This window comes from Flavobacterium enshiense (genome assembly GCF_022836875.1).
Taxonomy (GTDB): domain Bacteria; phylum Bacteroidota; class Bacteroidia; order Flavobacteriales; family Flavobacteriaceae; genus Flavobacterium; species Flavobacterium enshiense_A.
In genome coordinates, this window is the sequence record NZ_CP090376.1 from 1722956 (window position 1) to 1741003 (window position 18048).

Sequence of the window (18048 nt, forward strand, 5' to 3'; positions counted from 1 at the left end):
TTTCGTTTTGATTATAACGAATGGTTCTTAAACCGCCACATCATATTCACGCAACGCATTGTTCAACGACGTTTTCAAATCCGTTGAAGGTTTACGTTTTCCAATGATTAAAGCACAAGGAACCTGGAATTCTCCTGCTGCGAATTTTTTAGTATAACTTCCCGGAATTACTACCGAACGTGCCGGAACAATACCTTTCATCTCAACCGGCTCATCACCAGTAACGTCGATGATTTTAGTAGATGCTGTTAAACAAACATTTGCTCCTAAAACCGCTTCCGTTTCCACGCGAACACCTTCAACCACGATACAACGCGAACCGATGAAAGCACCGTCCTCGATAATTACCGGAGCTGCCTGTAATGGTTCCAATACACCACCGATACCAACACCACCGCTCAAGTGTACGTTTTTACCAATCTGAGCACAGCTTCCCACAGTTGCCCACGTGTCTACCATCGTACCTTCATCTACATACGCACCGATATTTACATAACTCGGCATTAAAATCACACCGTTTGAAATATAAGAACCATAACGTGCTACAGCATTAGGAACCACGCGGATACCTTTTTCAGCATAGTTGCGTTTTAAAAGCATTTTGTCGTGGTATTCGAAAATACCTGCTTCCCAAGTTTCCATTTTCTGGATAGGGAAATACATTACTACTGCTTTCTTTACCCATTCGTTCACTTGCCATCCGCCTTCAACAGGTTCTGCAACACGCAGTTTCCCTGAATCCAACAATTCGATAACTTCTCTGATCGCTTTCTGGGTGCTTTCTTCCTGTAATAAAGCTCTGTTATCCCAAGCTTGTTCTATGATAGTCTGTAAAGTGCTCATATTGTAATTATTGTAATTAATTTTTGGCAAAGATACGAGGATTTGACGAAAAGTCGGAATTCGAAATCCGAAAGTCACAAGGCAAAGTCCGAATGTTAAATTTTCAACGAAATCATTTTTGGGATTTTTTGGAGCGAATGTCCCGATAGCTATCGGGATGGGCTTTATTTGTATCCCGATACTTATCGGGACTTGTTCCCGCTTTCCGTTTCAATCTTTCATTGCAAGTTTGCAATGAAAGGATTTTCACTGCTCCCGATAGCTATCGGGACTGGGCTATGGAGGGAACCATTTTTGCATTTGTTATCTTTCTGAAATGTTGTAAATTGGTGGAAAATCAAAATCAATGAAAGATTATTTTTCCGTCAATTCGAAAGGATATTCCCAATTCCGTCCCCGATATCCGGAGGAAATGATTCGCGAAATTGTTTCCTTAGTAAAAGATAAAAATACAGCATTGGATGTGGCAACTGGCAATGGTCAGGTAGCAGTCAAACTGTCGGAGTTTTTTCAAACGGTTTATGGTACCGATATAAGCGAAAATCAACTGAGTCAGGCACCTGAAATTCAAAATGTCATCTATAAAAAAATGCCTGGTGAGAACACCGATTTCACTGACCATCAATTCGATTTAATTACGGTTGCGCAAGCCATTCATTGGTTTGATTTTGATGTCTTTTACAAGGAAGTTTATAGAATTTTAAAACCGGAAGGCGTTTTCGCAGTAATGGGTTACGGTTTTTTCTCCACCAATAAAGATTCGGATAAAATATTGTGGCGGTTGTATGAAGATATAGTAGGGTTGTATTGGGATCCGGAACGGGACTATCTTACGCAGGAATATCAAACGATTCCGTTTCCGTTCGAGGAAATAGTGAATAAGAAATTTACGGAATCTTACACTTGGTCGTTCGAACAGTTAATTGGATATCTGGAAACCTGGTCGGCCACAACAAATTACAAGAAAGCAAACAACAATGAAAATCCAATCGATATTGTTCGAGAAGAATTAAAAACGTCTTGGGAAAAAGGGAATAAGAAAGTGGCTTTTCCGATGTTTTTGAGGATTGGAAAATTAAAACCGTAACTTTGTAAAAAAAAAATAAAATGCCAAGAATTCTCGCTATAGACTACGGTATGAAACGCACCGGGATTGCCGTTACCGATGAAATGCAAATCATCGCTTCGGGGCTGACCACTATTCCTTCAGAAACTGTAATCACTTTTTTAAAAGACTATTTCGCAAAAGAGAATGTTGCTAAAGTACTTATCGGGGAGCCGAAACAAATGAATGGGCAACCGTCTGAAAGTGCGCCACTTATAGAATCCTTCGTTGTTGAATTCAAATCGGCTTTTCCGGAAATGGTTCTGGAGCGTGTGGACGAGCGTTTTACCTCAAAAATGGCATTTCAAACGATGATTGACAGCGGACTCAAAAAGAAGCAGCGTCAAAATAAAGCGCTGATTGATGAGATTTCCGCAACAATTATGCTTCAGGATTATCTATCCCGAAAAATGTTTTAACTTTTGTTTAAAATTTCCTAAAAATGATTTTTTGTCAGTAAACCGCTGAAAATTAAGATAAATTTTGCATCGTAAGACGTAAATTTGCACTTTAAAATTTTGCAATGACAACACAACACAAATCAGAAGCAGATGTAGTTTTAATTGGGGCCGGAATTATGAGTGCCACTTTGGGATTACTGCTGAAAGAACTTCAGCCAAATTTAAAAATCGAAATTTTTGAACGTTTAGATATAGCTGCTGCCGAAAGCTCCGATGCATGGAATAATGCTGGAACTGGTCATGCTGCTTTTTGTGAGCTGAACTATACTCCCGAAAAGGGTGATGGTTCTATCGATACTTCTAAGGCGGTGAAAATCGTTGAGGCTTTTGAAGTTTCACGTCAGTTTTGGTCTTATCTGGTTGAGAAAGGTTTGTTGAACAATCCGGAAAATTTTATAAAAAGTGTACCCCATATGAGTTTTGTTTGGGGCGAAAAAAATACAAAGTACCTTAAAAAACGTTTCGACGCTTTACAGGAATTCCACCTTTTCAAGGATATGGAATACACGGAAGACCCTGAAAGAATTAAAGAATGGGCTCCGCTTATCATGGAAGGCCGTAAAGGTGCTAAGAAATTAGCAGCTACTACGATGCGTTTCGGAACAGATGTGAACTTCGGTGAATTAACCCGAAGCATTTTCAGATACCTAGAAACATTGGATGGTGTACAGTTACATTTCAATCATGATGTGCGCAAGCTTAGACAATACAATGACGGACCTTGGAGGGTGAGAGTTAATGATCTTAGCACAGGAATTAAAAAACGTGTTAAAGCGAAGTTTGTTTTTATAGGTGCAGGAGGAGGATCCCTTTTATTGTTGGAAAAAGCCAATATCCCTGAAGGAGCAGGTTTTGGTGGTTTCCCTGTGAGCGGGCAATGGTTAAGATGTACCAACGAAGAGCTGATTGAAAAACACCAGGCAAAAGTATATGGAAAGGCAGCGGTTGGAGCTCCGCCAATGTCAGTTCCCCATATCGATACACGAATGATCGACGGTAAAAAAGCGTTGTTGTTCGGACCGTATGCAGGATTTTCAACGAAATTCTTAAAGAGTGGTTCGTATTTAGATTTGGCAAAATCCATTAAACCAGGTAATATCAAACCAATGCTTGGTGCCGGAATCAGCAATATTCCGTTGACAAAATATTTAATTGAGCAGGTAATGCAATCGCCGGATGACCGAATGAAAGCATTGCGTGAATATTTGCCGGATGCGAAAAAAGAAGACTGGGTATTGGAAAATGCCGGTCAGCGTGTTCAGGTAATCAAAAAAGATAAAAACGGTAAAGGAGTTTTAGAATTCGGTACTGAAGTGGTAAATGCTGCTGATGGTTCTTTGGCGGTTCTGCTTGGGGCTTCTCCGGGGGCTTCCACAGCGGTTTCTATCATGTTGGATTTGATCGGGCGTTGTTTCAAAGAAGAATTAGCTTCTCCGGAATGGCAAGGTAAACTGAAAGAAATGATTCCTTCTTATGGTCAAAAATTAAACGAAAATCCTCAGTTGGCGGACGAACTTCGTCACAAAACAGGAACAATACTGAAATTGAAAGATTTGACTAAGTCTTCAATCTAAAAAAATAAAGGCGAACCAATTAGGGACGCCTTTTTTTATTCGTTTGTATTTAGGTTCTTTATCTCTTTCAATAAATTTTCAGATAGGTTAATCAGCCAGATTAATTGGTCAATTACAAGTTGCGCTTCTTCCATCTTCAGTTGAAAATCTTCCTCATTAATGCTCTTGCGTTTTAATTCCTGATAACGGATGTTTTTCAGTTCTATAAAACTCAAATCCAATCGTTCTTTTTCATCGCTTGTTAGCGCCGAGTCTTTTCTTTTTCCGTTGAGGGTTTCAATGGCTAAATCTAAATTACGGATAACGGTATCAGTTACTATGTTAAATGCTTCGGAAGCTTCAGTGGTTTTATGCGACTGTACATAGGTACCCAACGATGCAGCTGAGGAGAGCAGTGTATGGTTAAGTACAACGGTTTTGTAAACATTTGCTATGTTTTTCTGCTTTGATTTCGGTTCCTGTTTCATCCTTTGGAACGAAGCCATCAGATTCCCGATTTCAATGAAAGCCTGTTTGCGGGATAATTTATATTCTGTGGTGGTTTCTCCTTTTTGGTTGTAAAAAAGGGTGATTTCCCTCAGGTAATTCCGGTTGGCGCCAATCGATTTCTCGAGGTGATTGCTGAGTTTTAAAAATTCCCAGGAAGGCCAAAGGAAGTAATTGCCTAAAAAAGCCAGCACAGCTCCAAATAGTGTGTCTAAAATTCGGTATTGAATAACTTCAGTTACATTTGGTGAAAGCATTCCGTAAATGAAAATCACATTGATGGTTACGAATGTAGCCCCTATTTTATAATCGATTTGCGAATAGATAAAACCTAAAATCATTGCAATAACCGATAACGTTCCTAAAACATAATTATTACTCACAAAGTAAAGTATACCAAATGCAATTATTCCTCCAATGATAGTTCCGAAAATCCGATGGAAAGAGCGTTGTTTTGTTAAACCGTAACCGGGACGCATGATGACCACAATAGTCAGCAAAATCCAATAACCATTTTGAAGCGGAAGCAGTTTTCCAATAATAAAACCTGCAAGAATGGTTAATGACAGGCGTAAAGAATGCCTGAAAGCAGTGGATGAAAAACTCATATTTTCAGCCAATACGCGAAGACGGTAATTTTGAGGTGTCAGGAACTTTTCTATTTCCTTGTGTTTGTGACTGAACTCTTCCAGATTAAGGTATCCGGCCAGTGCCTTTTCGATAATTTTAATTTTCTCCACCTGTCTTTCGGCATAGTGCTGCATATTTTTCAGCATCAAAAGACCTTCCGGGGTGGCGGTTGTGCCTATTTCGGTTTTGTATTGTTCGATAATCTGCTGCAATTTTTCCAAATCGTGGATCAGGGTGTGTTCCGGAGTGTATTTTGTATTGTTTTGAAGACTCTGTGACAGTTTTTTAAGCGTTGCCGCCATGTCATAAGCGAGGTTCTGATAGGTTCGTAATGTTTTCGGATGATTGTCGAAACGCTGATGTAATTCGTCGTGATTGAATGAAAATGAAAGCGAAATTTCCAATATTTCCACCAAATTGGTGAAGACAATCAGCATTTTTCGATTTTGGTTTGAATTGCTCGAATTGATGGTGTTTTGGAATAAAAACTCACGAATACTTTCGTGAATTGTATTTATTTCCACCTGAATTTCAAGTTGTTCTTCAGTTATTTTGGATTTATCGGCATCAGTATTCCATAAATCTCCACGAAGCTTTAAATATTTTGAGGTTAGTCGCAAACAATCGGCAATCTGTAATTCCATATAACGGTGCGGCCGGAGGAAATGAAAAAGCAACGAAATGAAAAGGTAAAACAAACCTCCAAGTAAAATATATAGGGTATGTTCAATAAGTTGCGATCCTTTATAGGAATGACTGAAAGCAAGCGAAACAGTCATCAGACAGACAAAAGAAACCATACTGGCCCTCTGTCCGTACACAGAAATCATCGAAAAAAAGAATAATAAAACCAATAATATCGGATATACGATAATAGGGCTGTCCTGAATAAAACCGAGTGTTAATGTTGTGGTCGTGATTAGGAAAACAGCAATAAGAATACCTCTTATTTTATGGCTTAAACTGCCCGGTACATCGCTGGGGAAAGTAAGTAAAGCTCCGATGGCAATGGCAAAACCTTCCTTAAAATGATCAAATTGCGACAAAATAATTACGGGAAGTGCACAGGCAATAGTCACTTTTAAAGCGTTGGCGAAGTTGGTGTTGTCTGTATGTTTTTTAATTTTTTGAATCATGACGGATTTCAACAGTACTAGGGTATTTTGGGCGGGAAAACCGACTATAAATTTAAGAATCATTTCACATATTCTGTTTAAAAAAAGCCAAAAGCGTTGAAACACTGTCAGAATCCCTACTTTTTGATTATTTTTGCGGCATAACTAAGTTTCGAAACATGATTTTACCAATTATAGGATATGGCGATCCGGTGCTTCGCAAAATGGGCGAGGAGATTTCTACAGATTATCCGAATCTTAAGGAGACCATTGCTAATATGTATGAGACAATGTACAATGCTTATGGCGTTGGATTAGCAGCACCGCAGGTAGGTTTGGCGATTCGTCTTTTTATTGTTGACTGCGAACCTTTCGGCGACAGCGATGATTTGTCAAAAGAAGAAGCAGAGCAATTAAAAGGTTTCAAAAAAACTTTCATCAATGCTAAAATTCTTAAAGAAGAAGGCGAGGAATGGGGTTTTAATGAAGGCTGTTTAAGCATTCCGGAAGTTCGTGAAGATGTTTTCCGTCATGAACAAATCACAATCGAATATTACGACGAAGATTTTAATAAGAAAACGGAAGTGTATGATGGTTTGATTGCCAGAGTAATTCAGCACGAATACGATCATATTGAAGGGATTTTGTTTACTGACAGGATATCTTCACTTAAGAAACGTTTAATATCAAAGAAATTACAAAACATCATGGAAGGGAAAACCCGTCCGGATTATAAAATGAAATTTGTTGCCAAAAAAGGCAGATAATTTTTGTTTTTCAACGTAAAGATTAGATATTTGTCATCCTTATAAAATAATATACACAATACATACAATACACAATGAGCATAGAAAGAATATTATCGATTTCAGGTAAACCGGGATTATACGATTTAAAATTGCAAACAAGAACAGGTTTCGTTGCCGAGTCATTAATCGACGGTAAAAAAATCACTGTTGGAATGCGTAGCAACGTAAGTTTGTTGTCCGAAATTTCAATTTATACTTATAACGAAGAAGTACGTTTATCTGAAGTTTTCAGAAGAATAGCTGAAAAAGAAGATAATGGTCCTGCAATGTCTCACAAAGAAGATAATGCTAAGCAGGCAGCTTATTTCAGAGAAATTCTACCGGAATACGATGAGGAAAGAGTATATGGTTCCGATATTAAAAAAGTATTGAACTGGTACAACATGCTTCAGGCAAAAGGATTGATTTCTAAAGAAGTTCCTGCTCCTGCTGAAGCGGCTAAAACTGAAGAATAAATCTTAAAAAAGATACTGTAAATAAATCCTGTCCTTGTTGGGCGGGATTTCTTATTTTTACACAAATTCTAAAACAATGAACACACGTCAGCAACAATTGGACGCTTTTGGCCGATTACTGGATATCATGGACGATTTACGTGAAAAATGTCCGTGGGATAAAAAGCAAACGCTCGAAAGTCTACGTCATTTAACCATTGAAGAAGTCTATGAATTGGGCGATGCGATTCTGGATAACGATTTGGATGAAATCAAAAAGGAGTTAGGCGATGTGTTGCTGCATATTGTTTTTTATTCCAAGATCGGAAGCGAAAAACAGGCTTTTGATATAGCCGATGTTGCGAATTCCATTTGTGATAAGCTGATTGACCGTCATCCGCATATTTACGGTGATGTGGTTGTTGAAAATGAAGAACAAGTCAAACAAAACTGGGAAAAACTAAAACTTAAAGAAGGTAAAAAATCAGTTTTGGAAGGTGTTCCGAAGAGTCTGCCTGCCTTGGTAAAAGCGAGTCGCATTCAGGACAAAGTAAAAGGAGTTGGTTTCGACTGGGAAGAACCGCATCAGGTTTGGGAGAAAGTTCAGGAGGAATTAGCCGAATTGCAGCATGAAGTTGAAAATGCCAATCATGATAAAATAGAAGCCGAATTTGGCGATGTTTTGTTCTCCATGATAAATTATGCGCGGTTTTTGAAAATCAACCCGGAGGATGCCTTAGAGCGTACTAATAAGAAGTTTATGAAGCGTTTCATGTATCTGGAAAGCAAAGCGAATGAAATAGGGAAGCAGCTTTCGGATATGACTTTAGCTGAAATGGATGTGTTTTGGGAGGAAGCTAAGAAGTTATAAGTTATAAAGGAAAAATATGATAGCAAAAACACCTGAACCACCTTATTATGCTGTAATTTTTACTTCTGAAAGATCGGAAGTCGAAGAAGGCTATTCCCAAACGGCAGATCGAATGGTAGAATTGGCCAGTCAGCAACGCGGATTTTTGGGAGTGGAATCGGCAAGAAATGAAATCGGAATTACGGTTTCGTATTGGAAAGATCTTGAATCCATTAAAAACTGGAAAATGGATGCCGAACATACCATTGCCCGTGAAAAAGGCAGAACCGATTGGTATAATGAATTTAAAGTACGAATCGCTAAAGTGGAGCGCGATTATGATTTTACAAAATAATAAAGCAGGAATGAAAAAAATAACCCTTTTATTACTATTGATTACCAATGCGGTAGTAGCTCAAAAAGCTGTTAAAGTTACCGAGCAGACTTTAAAAATTAAACCGAATTCAACCGAAGAATTGGTTTTTGGCTTTACGGAAGGCGACCGCATCATATTTACTTTTTCGGAAGAAGATGGTAAAAAGATAAGCGAAGTTTCCGTTGCCGAATATCCTGATAATACCAAATTTAAGGTAGTGGATGATAAAAAGGTGAAGAAGCAAGAAATCGTGGTGATTCACAAATCGGCTTACCAGTTCAAATTCAAAAATGAGAGTACTGAATGGAGAACTGTTTCGGTGTTAATCCAGCGTATTCCTCCGGGTGATGCTGCAGCTAATTTCGATACTGCTGTAAAATGGGTGACCGTACAGGACACAACGTGGAATTCGGTAACCAAAGATGTGGTTTTAGGATATGATACACTGATGGTTCAGAAAATGAGAAAAGCAGTGGCTTATGAGAAGAAATACGAAGAAATGGTTTTGGATAAAAGTCAGCGCGTGAATGCAAAAACTACTTTGGATACCAATACAACCAATGTGTATTTTACCTTACCAAAAAACCTGATTACTGAAAATGAAACCAAAAAAGTCGTTGCCTGGGCTTATTGGGTTGGCGTAGGGAAGGAAAGCAGTGAATACTGGAACCAAAACCGTAAAATGATTGTGGGAGCAGTTCAAGGTGTGGCGAGTTATTTTTCAACACCTTTGGGCGGACTCGCGGCAGGGGCAATCACGAACCTGGCCTTGCCTTCAAACGGTGAGGATGTGGAATATGCGTTGGTTAATGAAGAAAACAAAAAACTATACCTGGAGGGAAAACCAATCAAATCCTTCGATTTTGGGAAAGGAGTGGCTACATTTAAAAAATTCACAGAAAGTAACATGCTTCAGGGCCGTTACTTCGTAATGCTGAAAAACGATAACTACGTTCAGTCAATAGATGTTAACGTGAAAGTTTCGGCTATAATCGAACATAAAAAGTTTAAAGATGAAAACTACATGGATTTGCAGGTTACGCCTCGAATTACGAAAAAAATAGTGTCTGAGCCAACAATTACAACACGCAAAGTGTTAGTGACTTGGGATTATGGCCGAAAGTAAATTTTAAAGGTTCATGATTTTTGAATCTACCTTTACACTGTTTATCAACGTTTGGTAAACGACACAGTAACGTTCGGTCAATTTTAAAAGCGTCTGGATTTTTTCATCGCTTTCGTTTGTTTTGATCTCAAAAATCAATCGTATTTGCTTGAAACCAACCGGAACATCTCTTGAAATTCCGAGCGTTCCTCTAAAGTCCAAATCGCCTTCGGCTTTAACAATACCTTCAGTTAGATTGATTTCCAATGCTGTTGCAACAGCGCTGAGGGTAACTCCTGCACAGGCAACTAACGATTCGAGCAACATGTCTCCGGAACATAATTGAAAACCCGTTCCGCCTGTTGCGGGATGAAGACCTGCTTCTGATATCCTTAACCCTGTTTCGATTTTACACGAAATATTTTCGCCAATATTTCCCTTTGCTTTTAAGGTTATCAAAGCAGCATCACCATCCTTGGTATATTTCTCTTTTAAGGGAGTTTGCAGTTTTTTTAATTCCTCGCTGTTCATAAGATGAGTTGGATTTTTAAAATCGAATTGACGTAAAAAAAAACCGCAACTTATTATATAAGATGCGGTTTTTATTTTTGTTCTGCCTATTCCTGTTTAAGGCTTCGAATCTGTTTTAGTTTCTCTTTCCAGGTTTTCAATTCTTCTTTATGACGGTCAATGCTTTTTTGAACTTCTCTTACAAACGGATTTTCATCTTTTGTTTTCTTGCCGCTGCTGATAAACTGAATGTTGTTTTCTAACTGGATGATTTCTCCCTGCATTTCCTCAATCTTACGCATAATGTAGATTTGCTCGTTTTGCAGTTGTCGTGTATCCTCATTTCCTGAAAGCTGCTCCAAACGGTTACTGAACTTCGCCATTTCGGCATCTTTCTTAGATAAGCTCAGTTTGTCAAATAAAGCATCCAGTATCTTGTTGAATTTACCTTCAATATGACGTCTTACATGAGGTACTTTACCGAATGTTTTCCAGGTTTCAATATGTTTTTTAATAGCATCTAAATCGGTTTTGTGCTCACCTGTCAATTGAAAATCCTTTAAGATATCCAAATACTCTTTTTTCTTGTCGAAAGCTTCCAATTCCTCATTGCTTACCTCATTACGTTTCTCATGCATTCTGTCGAAGTAATGATTGCAGGCATCTTTAAAATCCTTCCAAACGCTGTCGGAATATTTTTTAGGTACGTGGCCAATTTTTTTCCATTCTTCCTGAATTTGCTTCATGATTGGTGTTGTGACATTAAAATCATCGCTTTCCTGCAACGATTTTGCTTTTTCCACCAAGGCCATTTTTTTGTTCAGGTTGTCCTGCTGGTCTTTTTTGATGTCCTTGTAAAATGCATTTTTTTGTGCGTTGAAATTACGGACGGCATCTTTAAAGGCAGTCCAGGTAGCTTCATTAACCTCCAAAGGCACTTTTCCGGCTTGCATAAATGCAGAACGAAGGGCTTCTATTCTTTCGATTTGGCCTTGCCAAGCGCTGTGAGCGGCTACTTGTTCGTTGGCAATGGCTTCTATCTGTGCAATGATTTCTTTTTTCTTAACCAGATTCTCCACTTCAATTTCTCTTGCTTTATTGAAAATAGCTTCGCGTTTGTCGTGTAGATGTTTGGTCAGTTCGCTGAAGCGGTTCCACAATTCTTCGCGGTGTTCACGGGAAACAGGTCCGATTTCTTCTTTCCAGATTTTATGCAATGATTGTAATTCGCGGAAAGCTTTCGGTACATCTTCCTCATTGATCAACTCTTCCACACGGGCTATGATTTTCGATTTTAATTCATAGTTGTGTTTAAAGTCAAGGTCGCGTGCTTCACGGTCTAAGTGTAAATGATCGTAAAAACGTTCAATGTGGAAGTGGAAATTGTTCCAAACGTGATTGTATTTGTCGCGAGGAATCGGTCCGGCATTTTTCCAGCGTTCACGAAGTTCATTTACCGTTTTCAACATTTCCTGCATGTTTTCGCCGGAATTATCGATAACATTTTTCAGTTCTTCGATGATGGCTAAACGTAAATCCAAATTGTGTTTAAGACTGTTCTGCATTTGTTTAAAATGCTGGTTTTTCTGGTCTTTATACAGATTGTAAATCGTATCGAATTTGTGTTTTAGTGGGAAATGGTATTCGAATCCGCTAGTGTCGCCATTGTTTTCATGACTGTACTCATCGCGCTTTTCCTCAATAAAATGATGGTATTTCGCCATGAATTCTTTTTTGATTTCTTCAACGTGATTGCGGATTGAAAGTAATTTTTCGTTGGTAACCAATTTGTGTAGTTCAGAGGTTAGCTCATCCATCGACATGGCCTCATAGTTCAGCATCGGAATGTCATGCCCTTCACTGATGCTTTCGTCTTCGTTTTCTTCTGCGTTCGAACTTTCAATCGCCTCTATAGCAGATTGATTTGTGGTTTGAGCAGTTTCCTCTTGTGTAATTTGCTCCTGTCCTTCTGCCTGTGGCAGGTTATCATTCTTTTCTTCTAACATTGTAAATAATGCTTAAGTTTAACAAAATTGAGCCGAAAGATACTAAAGCATGCCGATAATTCAAAGGAAAACCGGTTAAATGAACAGATTTTTCTGTTTAAATGATAATTGTTTTGGAAGGGTAGCGAATGGTTTGTGCGTGTTTGGTTTCCATGTTCCCGCTGTGCGCTCCAATCTTTTATTTTTTTGTAGTATTAATTCTATGAATTGAAAAAAATAAAAGGATTTTCGCTTCCATCGGGGCTGTTTGAGGGAAGTTTTTGCTTTTCGGTAAAATTTGTGATTTTTATAAAAAAAAACAACTATTTATTCCAGATTTCCCAAGCTTTTTCGGCCTGGAAAACCAGCATGTCATAACCGTTTTTGGTCGTAGCGCCATTTTCTTTAGCTAAACGTAAAAATTTGGTTTCTTCCGGGTTGTAAATCAAATCGAAAGCGATGTGGTTTTCGGTAAACAAAGAATAATCCAAGGGAGGACAATCATCTGTGTTTGGCGAAGTACCAACAGGTGTGGTATTGATGATGATTTGGTATTCGGAAAAAAGTTCCTGAGTCAGTTCCTCGTATGAAAACTGGTATTCTGTTGGGTTTCGGGAAACAAAATCATACTCGATATGCATTTTTCGCAAAGCATAAGCTACGGCTTTGCTGGCTCCTCCGGTACCGAGTATTAATGCTCTTTTATGTTGTTTTTTTAATAAAGGACTCAATGCTTTTTTAAATCCATAAAAATCAGAGTTGTAACCTTTTAAATCACCATTTTTTGAAACTTTGATTACGTTGACCGCCCCAATGATTTCGGCGTTTTTTGATAAAGTCGTCAGATAAGGCAGCACCGCTTCTTTGTAAGGAATAGTAACATTCAGGCCTTTCAGGTTTTTGATATTGCCGAGGATTGTAGGTAATTCCTCAATAGAGGCGATGTCGAAATTTTTATACGAATAATGTGTGAAATTGATTTTTTCAAATTTCTCCGTAAAGTATTTTTTGGAAAACGAATAGCTTATATTCTTTCCAATTAATCCAAACTTCTTCTTTTTCGGTTTTTTTGCCTTTTTCGATTTCATTTTTATTCGTGTAAAAGTTTGAAGATTTTATGCTATAAAAAACGGTCAATTAGATTCTAATTGACCGTAAAGTTAATAGTAAAATGTTGTATTTGGTTTACTCTTCGTTTGCTTTTTTATGTTTTTCAACAGCATTCTGAACAATTTTTCGGTTCCAGATTACCGGGAATAGTTCTTCCAGCAGTGTTCTGTTTTCGAAATTCTGTCTCAATCCGTTGGCAAGGTGGAATTTTCCTTTGGTATCATCCTGAAGCATAAAATACAAGCCTGCTAAACGATATTCCACTTCATATTCTTCAGGGAAATATTCTGATGCCTGTAAAAGTGTTTGGACGGCGCTTTCAAATTCACCCAGGAATTGTAAAATATCTGCCCAGAATAACCAGGTGTCTAATTCATAATCGCCATATTCCACTGCTTTTCGGTAACCATATTCTGCTTCTTCAAAGAAATGCAACGCTCTGTTGATTGTGGCATATCTTTTCCAGTACAGTTTGTTTTCATTATCAATTCCCAAGGCTTTATTTACATAGTATAAGGCCTTTTGGAAATTTTTAAGACGAATGTAAAAGTCGGTTATGGCAATCCAGGCCTTGTCCAACAAAGGATCTTCGTGAACGGTTTTTAAATAGAACTGCAGTGCTAATTCGGTGTTGCCTAATTTTTCATGACATTTACCTACGCGTAATAAAGCGAAAGAGGTAGCGTCATCCAGTTCCATGGTAACCATATAACAGTCAATGGCTTCCTGATATTTTTTCAGTTTTTCAAGGGCTTTTGCTTTTTCAAGATAAGCGCCAAGGAAATTTTCATCAATCAGGGTAGCATAATCGAAAGCACGAACAGCCTGGTCATAATCCTTTATGGTATAATATTGACGTCCAAGTTGGTGCCATGCGACTTCACTGTAAGGGTTTCGGTCTATAAAACTGTTCAGGAATAAAATAGCTTCGTTGTTCTGGTCTAAGAAGTCAAAGCAATATACTACGTTGTACAGGGCGGAATGATCGTCTAAATCTTCGTCCAGACATTTAATAAAGTTTTCCTTCGCCAGTTCCAATTCGTCCATGAATAAATATTCCATACCGATTAAGGAATAAACATCCACATAATCGTCGGTATATTTCAGTGCATATTTTAGTAATTCAACGGCTTTTTCATGTTCATCCCTTTTCGAGTGAATATTTGCCTTTAGAATATAAATTTCTTCGTTTGTAGGTTCGAGAGCATATAACTCATTCAGCATTTTTTCAGCTATGTCGAGTTTGTCCTCAAATATTAAAAGTTCTACTTGAACCAACTTCAAACCAGTTGATTTGGGGTGTTGTTCTAAGCCTAATTTTAAAGCCTTTTTGGCCAAGTTTATTCTGCCCGTGTCGAGATAGTGAAGAATGATGTCTTCAAACTCTTCAGAGTCAAAGAAGAATACCTTGTTGGTTTTCAACATAGATTCAAACTTTGATAAGGATAAACTGTTTTCCTCTTCCTCGTTACTCAAATACATACTCCACTTGTTTAAAATTATCCTTATTAAAATTACTAAAGGTTTTAAACCTTTTAGAGATGAACGTTTTTATGTTGTAAACAATATTATTAACAATTGATTTTTAGCTTTTTGCTATTGGTTTTCAGTTGTTTTTGATTGTTCCTCGCTCATTAATTCCTCCATCACTTCATTCATAGCTTCAAGAATGATGCCACAACCTTCTTCAATCTCTTCATTAGTCAGGGTTAGGGGCGGAGTGATGCGAATGGCGCACCCTTCAAACAGTAGCCAGAATAAGATGAGTCCTTTGTCCTGACATTTGAATATTACTTTATTGGTGATTTCAGGACTTTCTGTCATTGCGGCCAGCATTAAACCTTCGCCTCGGACCTCTTTAATTAAAGGATGTACTAGTAATTTACGAATTAATTGCTCTTTTTCCAAGGTCTGAGGCATTAAATCCGTCTCAAGTAGCTCTTTTAACGTTGCAAGACATGCTGCGGCTATAACAGGATGGCCCCCAAAAGTCGTAATATGTCCTAATTTCGGATCGTGGCTCAGCAAATCCATGTATTCTGTTTTGGCCATAAAAGCGCCTACAGGCATGCCGCCGCCCATTCCTTTACCCATTACAACAACATCAGGAACAATATCATAATTCTGGAATCCGAACAGTTTTCCTGTACGTCCGAATCCGGGCTGAATTTCGTCTAAAATCAATAAAGCACCCACTTCATCACAACGTTGGCGTACTTTTTTCAGGAAATCATTATGAGGCTGAATGAATCCGGCGCCACCTTGAATGGTTTCCATGATGATTCCCGCCGTTTTTTCTGTGATTTTCTGTAAATCGTCTTCATTGTTGAATGTTATAAAATCAACATCCGGAATTAATGGGCGGAAGATTTGCTTACGTTCTTCAAATCCCATCACACTCATCGAACCCATGGTATTTCCGTGATAGGCATTATAACATGAAATAAGCTGGCTTCTTCCGGTTACACGGCGAGCTAATTTTAAAGCACCTTCCGTAGCCTCTGTTCCTGAATTTACCAAATAGACTTTATCTAAGGGAGCAGGAGTGTTTTCTGCCAATAATCGACATAGTTCTACCGCAGGATTCTGTGCATATTCACCATACACCATTACGTGTGCATATTTGTCCAGCTGGCTTACAATCGCTTCACGAACTCTAGGGTGCTGATGGCCAAGTGTGCAGGCGGAAACACCGGCTACAAAGTCTAAATAGGCTTTCCCGTTGGTGTCATATATGTATGAACCTTTGGCGTGTGAAACCTCCATTCCAAGAGGATGCGGTGAGGTTTGGGCTTGGTATTTATAGAAATCTTTTAGCATTGTTAAGGTATTCTAGGATTCGGGTGTTCAGTTATTTTGAAAACTGATAAGCGTGATTGAAAACTATTTTTTTTTCTTTTTAACTGGTGGAGTTGTTTTCTTTTCCGGTTTGCCGTAGTTTAAAGTTTCCTTTTTAACTTCCATGGGTTTCTCCGCCTTTAAGAGTTCTTTTTTGCTTTCTAGGGCTATTTTTTCACCTAATTCGTTTTCTTCTTTAGGGAAAATATCGGCCAGGGTTTTGATTTCCTCATCTCCACGCCAAATGAATCCTCTAAGTTTCCGTGCGCTTTCAGGTAAGTCTTTTTCGGGATAAATCTGTCCTTCCGGATTCACGAATTTCGTTACTGTTTGTATCTTGTTGTCTTCTAGTTCCAGATGAATCGAACTGCAAACGCCTTTGTCAATACCTACTAATTCGTTTTTGTCGTTATACATGTAGTAAATCATTTCGGCGTTTTTTACCATGTCGACTTCATAGAGTTTGTTGTCGCGGAATTTCCCGTACAGATTCAGTCCTTTTACCTGATTATAACCATTGCCAATCGTGTCTTTCTGGATAATAAAAGCATCGTTCATCACTTTTAGGGAGTCCAGTTTTTCGGTTTTGTTATTTCCGATCAGGTGCATTATCTCTCCGGTTAATTGGCTTTTCTGGCTCCATAAGATAGGCCTTCCGATTAATTGCGTCAATCCTTTTTTCTGATCGGAATGAATTGAATCGCATTTTCCGCTCATGTCCGACTTATATATTCGGGCATTGTTAAAACCGCGTACAACGCGTTCTCCTGGTTTTCCTGTAACCAGCAAGCGCTTTGCGTGAATGTAAACCGAATCGTTTTCTACAAAGGAAGAAACCAATGCTTTTTTGGTGATAAACATGGAATCTTTGTTTTTATACATCTCGGCATAATGTCCTTTTACAATCATGCGGTTGATGCTGTCTGTAATTTTTACGTTATTGATGGCCTTGGAAAATTCCTGTTTCCGGTCGTAATAAATCTTGTCTCCCTTTATTTTCCGGTTTTTATAGGTGATTGTTGAGTTTTTTGACAGGTTTGAGGTGTGGTTTTTGGTGTCGTAAAAACCGTTCTCTGTGTAAATTACATTCTCTTTACTGGTAATAGTGGATGGGCCAAAAACATACGCATGTCCGGAATTGTCATAAAAATCCAAATGGTTTGTTTTGATTGTACATTGCGGATTGGTAACTGTTACCGCAGTTTTAAACTGGTATTTCTTTTCATTTAAAAAATAACGTCCTGATTTACTTCTTAGGGTGTTTTCTTTGTTGACAATGGTTCCGTAAGTGCTGTAATATGCCTGCTGGATGGCTCTGTCGAAGTTGATGGTATCTGTTGTTAAAGTAGATTCCGGTGAGCGTAAAATCACATCTCCCGTTGCAAAAGCAAATTTTTGATTACCATTGTATTCGGCATACCTGCTAATCATTGAAATGGAGTCTCCCTGGTTTAAACGCACATTACCAAAGGCTTTTACATAGTTTTCATCTTTAAAATGATAGGCTTTGTTGCAATTGATAATCACTCCGTCGTGTTCTACCTGAACGTTTCCGGTAAACAGGATAGCACCCGGAATTTCGGTTTGATCCATGTCGATGAAATCAGAATGGACAATTCGTATAATTTTTTTGTCTTGTGCTAAAGAGGTAAGTCCAACAAAAAGGGCACTTAATATAAATATAATATGTTTTTTCAAGGCGTGAAATTTTGCCCAAATTTAAGTAAAATCCGTGAAAGCCGATTTTTATTAAGAATTATTTGTGCTGAGGAGTAGAAAGCAGAAATTTGAAATCAGAAATTAAAAATGTTATCTAT

General features: G+C 38.2%; 16 protein-coding genes. 8 read left to right on the forward strand and 8 right to left on the reverse strand.

Annotated features, from left to right (window positions below):
- Window positions 1-27: 27 nt before the first annotated feature.
- Window positions 28-843: a 2,3,4,5-tetrahydropyridine-2,6-dicarboxylate N-succinyltransferase gene (locus LZF87_RS07695; protein WP_244338204.1), complete on the reverse strand. Its 816-nt coding sequence runs from the start codon at window positions 841-843 to the stop codon at window positions 28-30.
- A gap of 346 nt (window positions 844-1189) precedes the next feature.
- Between LZF87_RS07695 and LZF87_RS07700 the strand changes: the two genes are divergently transcribed.
- The 3 genes from LZF87_RS07700 (at window position 1190) to LZF87_RS07710 (ending at window position 3983) form a co-directional block, all read left to right on the forward strand.
- On the forward strand, window positions 1190-1930 hold the full coding sequence (locus LZF87_RS07700; RefSeq protein ID WP_244338206.1) for a class I SAM-dependent methyltransferase: 741 nt from the start codon (window positions 1190-1192) through the stop codon (window positions 1928-1930).
- A gap of 20 nt (window positions 1931-1950) precedes the next feature.
- On the forward strand, window positions 1951-2367 hold the full coding sequence (ruvX, locus tag LZF87_RS07705) for a Holliday junction resolvase RuvX (protein WP_244338208.1): 417 nt from the start codon (window positions 1951-1953) through the stop codon (window positions 2365-2367).
- Between the two features lie 104 nt (window positions 2368-2471).
- The gene (locus tag LZF87_RS07710) at window positions 2472-3983 is read left to right on the forward strand and encodes a malate:quinone oxidoreductase (protein ID WP_244338209.1); all 1512 of its coding nucleotides are present in this window, start codon (window positions 2472-2474) and stop codon (window positions 3981-3983) included.
- 35 nt (window positions 3984-4018) lie between these two features.
- On the opposite strand, the gene LZF87_RS07715 is transcribed toward LZF87_RS07710, so the two are convergent.
- Window positions 4019-6235, reverse strand: coding sequence for an FUSC family protein (locus LZF87_RS07715; protein ID WP_244338210.1), 2217 nt, complete (start codon window positions 6233-6235; stop codon window positions 4019-4021).
- Between the two features lie 158 nt (window positions 6236-6393).
- On the opposite strand from LZF87_RS07715, the gene def reads away from it, so the two are divergent.
- The 5 genes from def to LZF87_RS07740 all read left to right on the forward strand — a co-directional run bounded on the left by def (window position 6394) and on the right by LZF87_RS07740 (window position 9809).
- On the forward strand, window positions 6394-6981 hold the full coding sequence (gene def, locus LZF87_RS07720) for a peptide deformylase (protein WP_244338211.1): 588 nt from the start codon (window positions 6394-6396) through the stop codon (window positions 6979-6981).
- A 74-nt stretch (window positions 6982-7055) separates the two neighbouring features.
- A complete protein-coding gene (locus tag LZF87_RS07725) occupies window positions 7056-7478 on the forward strand; it encodes a DUF5606 family protein (protein ID WP_244338213.1) in 423 nt (140 codons plus the stop codon).
- A 76-nt stretch (window positions 7479-7554) separates the two neighbouring features.
- The gene (gene mazG, locus LZF87_RS07730) at window positions 7555-8328 is read left to right on the forward strand and encodes a nucleoside triphosphate pyrophosphohydrolase (RefSeq protein ID WP_244338214.1); all 774 of its coding nucleotides are present in this window, start codon (window positions 7555-7557) and stop codon (window positions 8326-8328) included.
- A gap of 16 nt (window positions 8329-8344) precedes the next feature.
- Window positions 8345-8662, forward strand: coding sequence for an antibiotic biosynthesis monooxygenase family protein (locus LZF87_RS07735; RefSeq protein WP_244338216.1), 318 nt, complete (start codon window positions 8345-8347; stop codon window positions 8660-8662).
- A 10-nt stretch (window positions 8663-8672) separates the two neighbouring features.
- The gene (locus tag LZF87_RS07740; RefSeq protein WP_244338218.1) at window positions 8673-9809 is read left to right on the forward strand and encodes a hypothetical protein; all 1137 of its coding nucleotides are present in this window, start codon (window positions 8673-8675) and stop codon (window positions 9807-9809) included.
- Between the two features lie 3 nt (window positions 9810-9812).
- Here LZF87_RS07740 and LZF87_RS07745 read toward each other — a convergent pair whose 3' ends face one another.
- The 6 genes from LZF87_RS07745 to LZF87_RS07770 all read right to left on the reverse strand — a co-directional run bounded on the left by LZF87_RS07745 (window position 9813) and on the right by LZF87_RS07770 (window position 17929).
- Window positions 9813-10319: an OsmC family protein gene (locus tag LZF87_RS07745; RefSeq protein WP_244338220.1), complete on the reverse strand. Its 507-nt coding sequence runs from the start codon at window positions 10317-10319 to the stop codon at window positions 9813-9815.
- A gap of 86 nt (window positions 10320-10405) precedes the next feature.
- Window positions 10406-12304: a DUF349 domain-containing protein gene (locus LZF87_RS07750; protein ID WP_244338222.1), complete on the reverse strand. Its 1899-nt coding sequence runs from the start codon at window positions 12302-12304 to the stop codon at window positions 10406-10408.
- A gap of 302 nt (window positions 12305-12606) precedes the next feature.
- The gene (locus tag LZF87_RS07755) at window positions 12607-13371 is read right to left on the reverse strand and encodes a shikimate dehydrogenase family protein (RefSeq protein WP_244338224.1); all 765 of its coding nucleotides are present in this window, start codon (window positions 13369-13371) and stop codon (window positions 12607-12609) included.
- Window positions 13372-13468: 97 nt separating this feature from the next.
- Window positions 13469-14875, reverse strand: coding sequence for a tetratricopeptide repeat protein (locus LZF87_RS07760; RefSeq protein ID WP_244338227.1), 1407 nt, complete (start codon window positions 14873-14875; stop codon window positions 13469-13471).
- 114 nt (window positions 14876-14989) lie between these two features.
- Window positions 14990-16213 carry an aspartate aminotransferase family protein gene (locus LZF87_RS07765; RefSeq protein ID WP_244338229.1) on the reverse strand — a complete coding sequence of 408 codons (1224 nt, stop codon included), beginning with the start codon at window positions 16211-16213 and terminating at the stop codon, window positions 14990-14992.
- 63 nt (window positions 16214-16276) lie between these two features.
- Complete coding sequence (locus LZF87_RS07770) at window positions 16277-17929, reverse strand: OstA-like protein (protein WP_319800001.1); 1653 nt, start codon at window positions 17927-17929, stop codon at window positions 16277-16279.
- Between the last annotated feature and the right edge of the window lie 119 nt (window positions 17930-18048).